The sequence below is a fragment of the Herbiconiux sp. genome, assembly GCF_023264895.1.
Classification (GTDB): domain Bacteria; phylum Actinomycetota; class Actinomycetes; order Actinomycetales; family Microbacteriaceae; genus Herbiconiux.
The window spans coordinates 1-2,591 of record NZ_JAHFUY010000168.1 but is presented as its reverse complement, the minus strand read 5'-3'; the positions used below and the strand labels follow the sequence as shown (position 1 = coordinate 2,591).

Sequence of the window (2,591 nt, the reverse complement as noted above, 5' to 3'; positions counted from 1 at the left end):
CGGCCGCGGGTGGCGCGTCTTCCGGCAGCCAGGCCGATCGTGCTGCGGTCGCCCGCTACGACTACCTCCTGCAGACCGCCGACCCGCACCAGATCGAGCAGGTGCACCGCGAGGCCTTCGCACGTCTGACCCCCGCCCAGCGCGAGCAGATCGAGCAGCGGATGCGCACCGAGCTCCCCGCGCACGAGCAGCCCCGCTCGGCGGCCCCCGACGACCTCGCCCGTGCGGCGACCCGCACCGAGGTCGCCCGCCCCGGCTTCCTCAAGGGCCTCCTCGCCCGAGTTGTTGGAGGCGCCGGTGGCACGGGCGGGGTCGGGCGCGGCGCAGGTCGCGGTTTCGGCGGAGTGGCCGCGGGTGCCGGCCTGGCCGGCGCCGGGATGCTCGCCGGTGGGGCGCTCGCTGCGGTCGCCGGTGGCGCGGTTGTCAGTTCGGTGGCGGGCCCTCTCCTCGAGCAGGCAGCAGGCCTGGGCGTCGACTTCGAGGCCCTCGCATCCGGAGTCGACCTCGAAGCCCTGGCAGGCGGCCTCGACGTCGAAGGTCTCACCGGAGGTCTCGACGAACTCTCCGCCGGTGCCGGCGAAGCCGTCTCCGGCCTGGGCGAGCAAGCCGCAGGCCTCGGCGAGCAGGCCACCGGCTTCGGCGAGCAGCTCTCCGACCTCGGCTCGAACTTCGGCCTCCCGGGCCTGGGCGACCTCTTCAACCGCTGACCCCGCCGCTTCAGGCGGAGTCCAGTTCACTCCAGCGAGTCTCAGCCCGACCTCTGCCACTGTGGCGGAGGTGCCCCTGAAACTCGCTGGTGTGAACTGTGCGCTCTCGTGTCAGGCCTCCCGGATGCAGGCGTACCCTTGAAAAGGTGACGCACACCACCAGCGCACCACCTCCCATCAGCACTCTCGGAGAGCTCCGCGCCTCCGGGCACGTGCAGAAGAGCCTGCGCACCGAGATCCGCGACAACCTGCTCGACGCCCTGCGTGAGGGGCGCGATCCGTGGCCCGGCCTGCACGGTTTCGAGAACACCGTCATCCCGCAGCTCGAACGCGCGCTGATCGCGGGCCACGACATCGTGCTGCTCGGCGAGCGCGGGCAGGGCAAGACCCGTCTGCTGCGCACGCTGTCCGGCCTGCTGGACGAGTGGTCACCGGTCATCGACGGGTCCGAGCTGGGCGAGCATCCGTACGAGCCCATCACCACGACGAGCCGTCTGCGCGCGCTCGAACTCGGTGACCGCCTGCCGGTCGCCTGGCGCCCGCGCGAGGAGCGCTACGTCGAGAAGCTCGCCACGCCCGACACCAGCGTGGCCGACTTGATCGGCGACGTCGACCCGATGAAGGTGGCCGAGGGCCGCAGCCTCGGTGACCCCGAGACCATCCATTTCGGCCTCATCCCGCGCAGCCACCGGGGCATCGTGGCCATCAACGAACTCCCGGATCTCGCCGAGCGCATCCAGGTCGCCATGCTGAACGTGATGGAGGAGCGCGACATCCAGATCCGCGGGTACGTGCTCCGGCTGCCGCTGGACGTGCTGGTCGTGGCCTCCGCGAACCCCGAGGACTACACGAACCGCGGCCGCATCATCACGCCGCTGAAAGACCGCTTCGGCGCCGAGATCCGCACCCACTACCCCACGGAGCTCGACGACGAGGTCGCCGTCATCCGTCAGGAGGCGGAGCTGGTGGCCGAGGTGCCCGACTACCTGGTCGAGATCCTGGCTCGCTTCACGCGGGCGCTGCGGGAGTCGGCATCCGTCGACCAGCGCAGCGGTGTGAGCGCGCGCTTCGCGATCGCCGGGGCCGAGACGATCGCCGCCGCCGCCATCCACCGCGCCACCCGGCAGGGCGAGGCGGAGGCGGTCGCGCGCCCGGTCGACCTCGAGACCGCGGTCGACGTGCTCGGCGGCAAGATCGAGTTCGAGTCGGGCGAGGAGGGGCGCGAGGACGAGATCCTCGACCACCTGCTGCGTACCGCCACGGCCGAGACCGTGCGCGCGCACTTCCGTGGGCTCGACTTCGCGCTGCTCGTCGACGCGATCGAGGGCGGCGTGATGGTGACCACCGGCGAGCAGGTCGCGGCGCGCGACTTTCTGGCCGGGCTGCCCTCGCTCGGCGAATCCGAGCTCTACGACGACATCTGCGCGCGCCTCGACGCCACGAACGACGGCCAGCGCGCCGGCGCCATCGAGCTCGCGCTCGAGGGCCTCTACCTCGCCCGCCGCGTCAGCAAGGAGACCGGCGGAGGCGAGACGATCTATGGCTGACCTGGCCGCCTCTTCGCCGGCCGGCTCCGGATGCCGCGACGGCGGCTCACGCAGTGGAGGGCGCCGCGACGGCGGCTCACACAACGGATGGAGCTGCGGCCCACATACGGACTCAGGCTCCGTCGTTGGAACGAATCGGACGAATACTCCATCCGTTCGGCAGCAGGCGAGCAGCGGCGGCTGGCGCGGCGGGCGCGGGGGTAGCGGCCTGGGCGGGTGGGCGGCGCAGCGTGGCTAGGGGGAACCGGCGGCTGACGCGCGGGGCGCGGTACGGGAAGTACGACGGCGGGCCGGACCCGCTCGCGCCACCGGTCGACCTCGCCGAGGCGCTCGACGC

General features: G+C 72.3%; 1 protein-coding gene and 1 pseudogene. Both read left to right on the top strand.

Annotation, left to right across the window (positions count from 1 at the left end; translation table 11 throughout):
• Positions 1 to 707 (top strand): annotated as a pseudogene (locus Q0D57_RS19380) (hypothetical protein); the annotation flags it as partial.
• 146 nt (positions 708 to 853) lie between these two features.
• Positions 854 to 2,254 carry an AAA family ATPase gene (locus Q0D57_RS19375; RefSeq protein WP_291047069.1) on the top strand — a complete coding sequence of 467 codons (1,401 nt, stop codon included), beginning with the start codon at positions 854 to 856 and terminating at the stop codon, positions 2,252 to 2,254.
• Positions 2,255 to 2,591 lie beyond the last annotated feature (337 nt).